Raw genomic sequence first — 5,329 nt, forward strand, 5'->3', positions numbered from 1 at the left:
TCCGGCAAGAGCTCAGAAGCTCGGCGCCTCGCGTGACCCAGGCTCGAGCACGCGCTGCATCAGCAAACTGTCCGTCCAGCGCCCGAACTTGTATCCCACGCCCTCCAGCAGGCCGACGCGGCGGAAGCCGAAGGCCTCGTGCAGGTTCTGCGACGGTACGTTCTCGGCGTCGACATAGGCGATCATCTGGCGAAAGCCGGCGGCGCCGCAGGCTTCGATCAGCGCCGGCAGCAGCGCCCGGCCGACGCCGGAATGCAGATGGTCGGGATGCACGTAGATCGAATGTTTTACGGCATAGCGATAGGCCGGCCGCTTGCGGAAGGGCACGGCGTAGGCATAGCCCACGATCGTCCCCGCCCGTTCGGCCACGAGATGCGGCAGCTTGCGCCTGAGCATGTTCTTGCGCCGGCGCTTGATATCCTCGTCGTGCAGCGGCTCGGGGTCCTCGACGTTCACGCCGTTGCGGACGTGATGGGCGTAGATCGCCAGCATCGCCGGCACATCGTCCTCGGTCGAGGGACGGACGATGGCATCGCGGGACTCGGTGACCGGCAGGTTCAAGGCGGCATCTCCTCGGGATGCCGATCAATCACGCATTGGTGACACTTTCATGTCGGCGACACCGGCCGGTTGATCCACATCAACGTCGCGCATGGCTGTTCGGGCTACAGGAACGATGACGTCTCCGGAGGTCGGCATGAAGATCCTGCCATCGGTCGCGGCCATGCTGTTCGCCGCGCTGGCCAGCCCGCCCCTGCACGCCGAGGAGGGCGGCGAATACCAACGCGGTCTGGCGGTGGCGCGGGAGGTCTGCTCGGCGTGCCACGCCATCCAGGCGCAGCAGCTTCAATCGCCGAACGCGCGGGCGCCGACCTTCCTGGCGCTGGCAACGACGCCCGGGATGACCGCCACGGCGCTCACCGTGGCACTGACGACGCCGCATGCCGGCATGCCGATGTTCAGGCTGACCACCGAGCAGCGCGACGGGATCATCGCCTACATCCTCAGCCTCAAGCAAAGCGGCTCGCCGCCGGGCAAGTGAATCACTGGGCGGCGACGGCGGCTCGAACGAACGCCTTGGCGTCGAAATCCTCGGCGACCTTCATGTCGTTGCCGATCAGCTTCTCGACGTCGATCTTTGCGTACTCCATCACGCCCATGTCGCCCAGGGCCTTCTGCATCCTCGGTCCGAACAGTCCGATCTCCTTGAGGATCGGCACGATGCGCGTGAACAGGCGGGCGCGGAAGGCCTGCATGGCGCCGGACTCGTAGGCGTACTTGACCAGTTCGTCGACCGGAAGGCCCGAGCGTTCCCAGACCTCGGCCTGGTTGAAGCGATCGCGCATGAAGTAGAGCGCCTCGACGGCAAACTCCTCGCGCTCGGCGCGCTCGGCATCGGAAAGCTGCGGATAGTAGTCGCGCAGCGCCAGGCGACCGAAGGTGACGTGCCGTGCCTCATCTTGCATCACATAGGCGTTGATCGAGGCCGCGAGGTTGTTCCTGGCGCTGTCGCGGATGCGCTGGAAGGCGGCGAGCGCCAAGCCTTCGATCAGCACCTGCATGCCGAGATAGGTGAAATCCCAACGCCGGTCGCTCAGTGTCTGCTCCAGCAGGTTCTTGAGCGATGGCGTGATGGGGTAGGCCGACTTGAATTTCTCGTGGATCAGTCGCTTGTAGGCCTCGATGTGGCGAGCTTCGTCCATCACTTGGGTGGCGGCGTAGAACTTGGCATTCATGTCGGGGACGGTGCTGACGATCTTGGCGGTGGCGATCAGCGCGCCCTGCTCGCCGTGCATGAATTGACAGATCGTGTGGCATTGAAGGTTGAAGCGCAGCCAGTTCTTTTCCTTGTCGGTGAGCTTGGCCCACACCGGCGAGCCGTAGATTGGGATCGTCTCGTCCGAGAGACCCATCGGATTGTCCTCGAACAGGTCCTGGGACCAGTCGATGCGGCTGGAAGTATTCCACTGCTGCTGCTTGCCCTTCTCGTAAAGCTTCAGCAGGTCGGCCGAGCCGTCCTCGTACTCCCAGTTGAACAGCACTTCCGTCTGGCCATCGAAATGCCACTGCGTGATGTCGATCGGCAATTGATAGAGGGTCTGCGTGGTCATCGCTGCTCCATCCCTGGGGAAGGGAATGATGACGCGTTGTTCATTTTTCCATTTGATCTGGATCAAGGACGCAGGCGCACGCCCTGCTGTCCTTCAGTCATGGATGCCTCCTACTACTCGCTGATCCGACACGCCCCGGATAACCACTACGTTGGCTGGGTGCCGGACTTGCCGGGAGTCATGGCCACCGGCGTCAGCGAGGCGGAGATCATCTATCGCCTGTCGCGCGATGCCCGCGAGCTTCTCGACAAGATCGTCGCCAAAGGGTTGCCGTTGCCAAAGGCCAGCACCGCCGACGAGCTGCCGCTGGGCGACCATCGCGGCCGCTATCGGCGGCTTCTGCTGATCCTCGGGTGAAGGGCTGGCCGGTCAGCCCGGCTTGGCGAGCAGGCCGACGCGCTTCAGGTTCTCGCGCTCGACGGCTTCCAGTTCCTTGTAGTCGGCCTGGTAGGCGGCGGCGTCCTGGTAGAGCGTCGGCATGCTGAACTTCTCCATGACGGCCTGCGTGGCGGCGTCGTACAGCGCCTCCTTGAACGCGTCGTGGAGTTTCTTGACGATCGCCGGCTCCATGCCCTTGGGACCGCAGATGCCGTAGGGCGAGTTCACCACCAGCTCGATGCCGGCTTCCTTGAGCGTGCGCACCTCGGGGAAGAGCTTCATGCGGTTGGAGCCCCAGACGACGAGCAGGCGGAACTGGCCGCCCTGCACCAGCGGGATCCAGCCGCTGGCGTCGGCGATGATGTCGATCTGCTTGCCCAACAGGCCCTGGTAGAGCTCGCTGCCGCCGCGGTAGGGCACGTGCGTCAGCTCGATGCCGAGCCGCTGCTGCAGGTCGACCATGGTCATGTTCTGGACCGAGGACGGCCCGAACGTGCCGTAGTTCAGCTTGCCGGGGTTGGCCTTGGCGGCGGCGATGAGCTCTTCCAGCGTCTGCCACGGGCTGTCGGCGCGCACGACGATGCCGTGCGCCGAGCCCGAGAGCTGGATGATGTAGGTGAAGTCGGTCTGGGCGTTGTAGGCCGGCTGCTCGGCCATGAGCTGGGCCCGCACCACGCCGGTATGGATCTGCGCCAGGGTGTAGCCGTCGGGCTTGGCGTCCTTCAGCGCGATGGCGCCGAAGGTGCCGTTGGCGCCGGGCTTGTTGTCGGGCACCACGGTCTGGCCCAGCCGCTTGCCGGCCTGGTCGGCGATGGTGCGCAGGAAGGCGTCGGCCGACGCACCCGGCGGCCACGGGATCACCAGCTTGATAGGCCGATTGGGAAAGTCGCCTTGCGCCCGGGCGATCGCGGGCGCGGCCAAGGCAGACGCGAGAACGGTGCGGCGCGTGAGATGGCGCATCTTCATTGCCTCCCCCTCCATGTTGACACGACTCATGTTCCTCTCCCCCGCTAGCCCCCCTTCGCTCCTCCGGAGCTTCGGGGGACTTGAGGCAAGTATGCAGCTAAAGCCACCGAAGCTGCAGCGCAGCGTAGGCGGCTAGGGGGAGAGGCTAGGAGAGGGGCTTCGACAGCTCGTGCAACCCCCTCTCATCCTGTTCCGCAGAGCGCGGATCGCCCGGATGCAGCGGCCGGCGGTCCTTGATAGCCTCGGCGGACCATGAAGCCCCACGTCATCTGTCACATGGTCTCGAGCGTCGACGGGCGCACTTGGCAGAGCCGCCAGCGGCCGGCGCGCGAGAAGTCGGGCAACCTGTTCGAGGTCCTGCATGACAAGCTCGAGGGCGATGCCTGGCTTGTCGGGCGCGTGACCGGCCGGGAGTTTGCCAAGCGCGATGCCTATCCCGCGAAGCCGGCGAGCCAGACCTATCCGCGCACGTCGTGGTTCGCGATCAAAGGCGCCAAGGTCTGGGGCATCGTGATCGACGCCCAGGGCAAGATCGCCTGGGGCCGCTCCGACATCGGCGGCGATCCTATCGTGGTCGTGCTGACCGAGCAGGTTCCGGATTCGCATCTCGAGGCGTTGCGCGGGGAAGGCGTGTCCTACGTCTTCGCCGGCAAGACCAAGCTCGACCTGGCGCTCCTGCTGGAGATCCTGAACAAGGAGCTCGGCATCAAGCGCCTGCTGATCGAGGGTGGCGGCAAGGTCAACGGCTCGTTCCTGCGCGCCGGCCTTTTGGACGAGCTCAGCCTCGCGATCGTGCCGACCGTCGACGGCGCGCGGGGTGGACCCTACGTGTTCGATTCGGAGACCGAGATGACCGGTCCGACGGCACCGGTGGCGGGCATGACGTTAAAGAGCTGCGAGAGGCTGGAGGACGACGCGCTCTGGCTGCGCTACGAGATAAAAAACGGCTGAGGAGGAAACAATGGCCATCACGGTGAAGGCACGACACCCCGCGCTGGGCGCGGAAATCCGCGGCGTCGACATGAAGAAGCCGGTGGACGCCGAGACGATCCGCGAAATCCATGCGGCCTGGATGAAGCATCTGGTCGTGGTGTTCCCCGACCAGCAGATCACCGACCAGGAGCATGTCGCCTTCACGCGCAACTTCGGCGAAGCGGAGATCTTCCACCAGACCTCGCTGCATCTGCGCTCGGATCGGGTGCGCGAGATCTTCCTGGTGTCCAACGTCGATGAGCAGAACCGGTTGTTGCCGCCCAGTGAGCCTGGGCAGAAGCAGCTGTCCTCCTCGCAGCAGTGGCACACCGATTCGAGCTACCGGCCGCTGCCGTCCATGGGCTCGCTGCTGCACGGCATCGAGATCAGCCGAACCGGCGGCATCACCCAGTTCATCAACATGTACATGGTCTACGACGAGCTGCCGGAAGGCCTGAAGCGCCAGATCGAAGGCCGCAAGGCACGGCACGATTTCAGCATGCTGAGTCGGGTGGTCGGCTCTCCGCCGCCGACCGCCGAAGAGAAGGCCGCCATGCCGCCGGTGTGGCACCCCATGGTGCGCAAGCATCCTGTGACTGGCCGCAAGTGCCTGTACATCAGCTCGATCTACAACGACGCCGTCGAGGGCCTGGAAGAGGGACCGGCGCGCCGGCTGATCGAGGAGCTGTCGGCGTTCGCCGCCCAGCCGAAATACATGTACCGGCACGAATGGGAGCCGCACGACGTGCTGATGTGGGACAACCGCTGCACCGTGCACGCCGTGACGCCGCACGATCCCACCGAACGCCGAGTCATGCACCGCACGACCATCGTCGGCCGCGAACCGGTGATGGCGGCATAATCTTGCCGGACCGCGAGCCTCCGGCTCGCTCATGAGCTTG

At 65.1% G+C, this 5,329-nt stretch carries 7 protein-coding genes; 4 read left to right on the forward strand and 3 right to left on the reverse strand.

Going from position 1 to position 5,329, the window contains the following annotated elements:
* Positions 1–12: 12 nt before the first annotated feature.
* Positions 13–561 (reverse strand): GNAT family N-acetyltransferase, encoded by a 549-nt coding sequence (locus tag RSO01_RS45850; RefSeq protein ID WP_281291656.1) that lies wholly within the window; start codon positions 559–561, stop codon positions 13–15.
* 136 nt (positions 562–697) lie between these two features.
* Here RSO01_RS45850 and RSO01_RS45855 point away from each other — a divergent pair, with 136 nt between their 5' ends.
* Positions 698–1,042, forward strand: a complete 345-nt coding sequence (locus RSO01_RS45855) for a c-type cytochrome (RefSeq protein ID WP_147157312.1) — start codon at positions 698–700, stop codon at positions 1,040–1,042.
* Between the two features lies 1 nt (position 1,043).
* On the opposite strand, the gene RSO01_RS45860 is transcribed toward RSO01_RS45855, so the two are convergent.
* A complete protein-coding gene (locus RSO01_RS45860) occupies positions 1,044–2,111 on the reverse strand; it encodes a ferritin-like domain-containing protein (protein WP_147157313.1) in 1,068 nt (355 codons plus the stop codon).
* A 99-nt stretch (positions 2,112–2,210) separates the two neighbouring features.
* Between RSO01_RS45860 and RSO01_RS48195 the strand changes: the two genes are divergently transcribed.
* Entirely contained in the window at positions 2,211–2,468 is a 258-nt protein-coding gene (locus tag RSO01_RS48195) for a type II toxin-antitoxin system HicB family antitoxin (protein ID WP_170303889.1), read from the forward strand.
* 12 nt (positions 2,469–2,480) lie between these two features.
* Here the strand turns inward: RSO01_RS48195 and RSO01_RS45865 are convergent, their stop codons facing one another.
* Positions 2,481–3,485, reverse strand: a complete 1,005-nt coding sequence (locus tag RSO01_RS45865) for a tripartite tricarboxylate transporter substrate binding protein (RefSeq protein ID WP_147157314.1) — start codon at positions 3,483–3,485, stop codon at positions 2,481–2,483.
* A 222-nt stretch (positions 3,486–3,707) separates the two neighbouring features.
* Between RSO01_RS45865 and RSO01_RS45870 the strand changes: the two genes are divergently transcribed.
* A complete protein-coding gene (locus RSO01_RS45870) occupies positions 3,708–4,406 on the forward strand; it encodes a dihydrofolate reductase family protein (RefSeq protein ID WP_147157315.1) in 699 nt (232 codons plus the stop codon).
* A gap of 10 nt (positions 4,407–4,416) precedes the next feature.
* Positions 4,417–5,289 carry a TauD/TfdA dioxygenase family protein gene (locus RSO01_RS45875; RefSeq protein WP_147157316.1) on the forward strand — a complete coding sequence of 291 codons (873 nt, stop codon included), beginning with the start codon at positions 4,417–4,419 and terminating at the stop codon, positions 5,287–5,289.
* The last annotated feature ends 40 nt before the right edge of the window (positions 5,290–5,329 follow it).

The sequence above is a fragment of the Reyranella soli genome, assembly GCF_007992495.1.
In the GTDB taxonomy this organism is placed as follows: Bacteria; Pseudomonadota; Alphaproteobacteria; order Reyranellales; family Reyranellaceae; genus Reyranella; species Reyranella soli.

Excerpts from the sequence above, each read along its gene's own strand:
- RSO01_RS45865 (WP_147157314.1), bottom strand. The coding sequence starts at position 3,485 with ATGAGTCGTGTCAACATGGAGGGGGAGGCAATGAAGATGCGCCATCTC.
- RSO01_RS45855 (WP_147157312.1), top strand. The coding sequence starts at position 698 with ATGAAGATCCTGCCATCGGTCGCGGCCATGCTGTTCGCCGCGCTGGCC.
- RSO01_RS45875 (WP_147157316.1), top strand. The coding sequence starts at position 4,417 with ATGGCCATCACGGTGAAGGCACGACACCCCGCGCTGGGCGCGGAAATC.
- RSO01_RS48195 (WP_170303889.1), top strand. The coding sequence starts at position 2,211 with ATGGATGCCTCCTACTACTCGCTGATCCGACACGCCCCGGATAACCAC.
- RSO01_RS45860 (WP_147157313.1), bottom strand. The coding sequence starts at position 2,111 with ATGACCACGCAGACCCTCTATCAATTGCCGATCGACATCACGCAGTGG.
- RSO01_RS45870 (WP_147157315.1), top strand. The coding sequence starts at position 3,708 with ATGAAGCCCCACGTCATCTGTCACATGGTCTCGAGCGTCGACGGGCGC.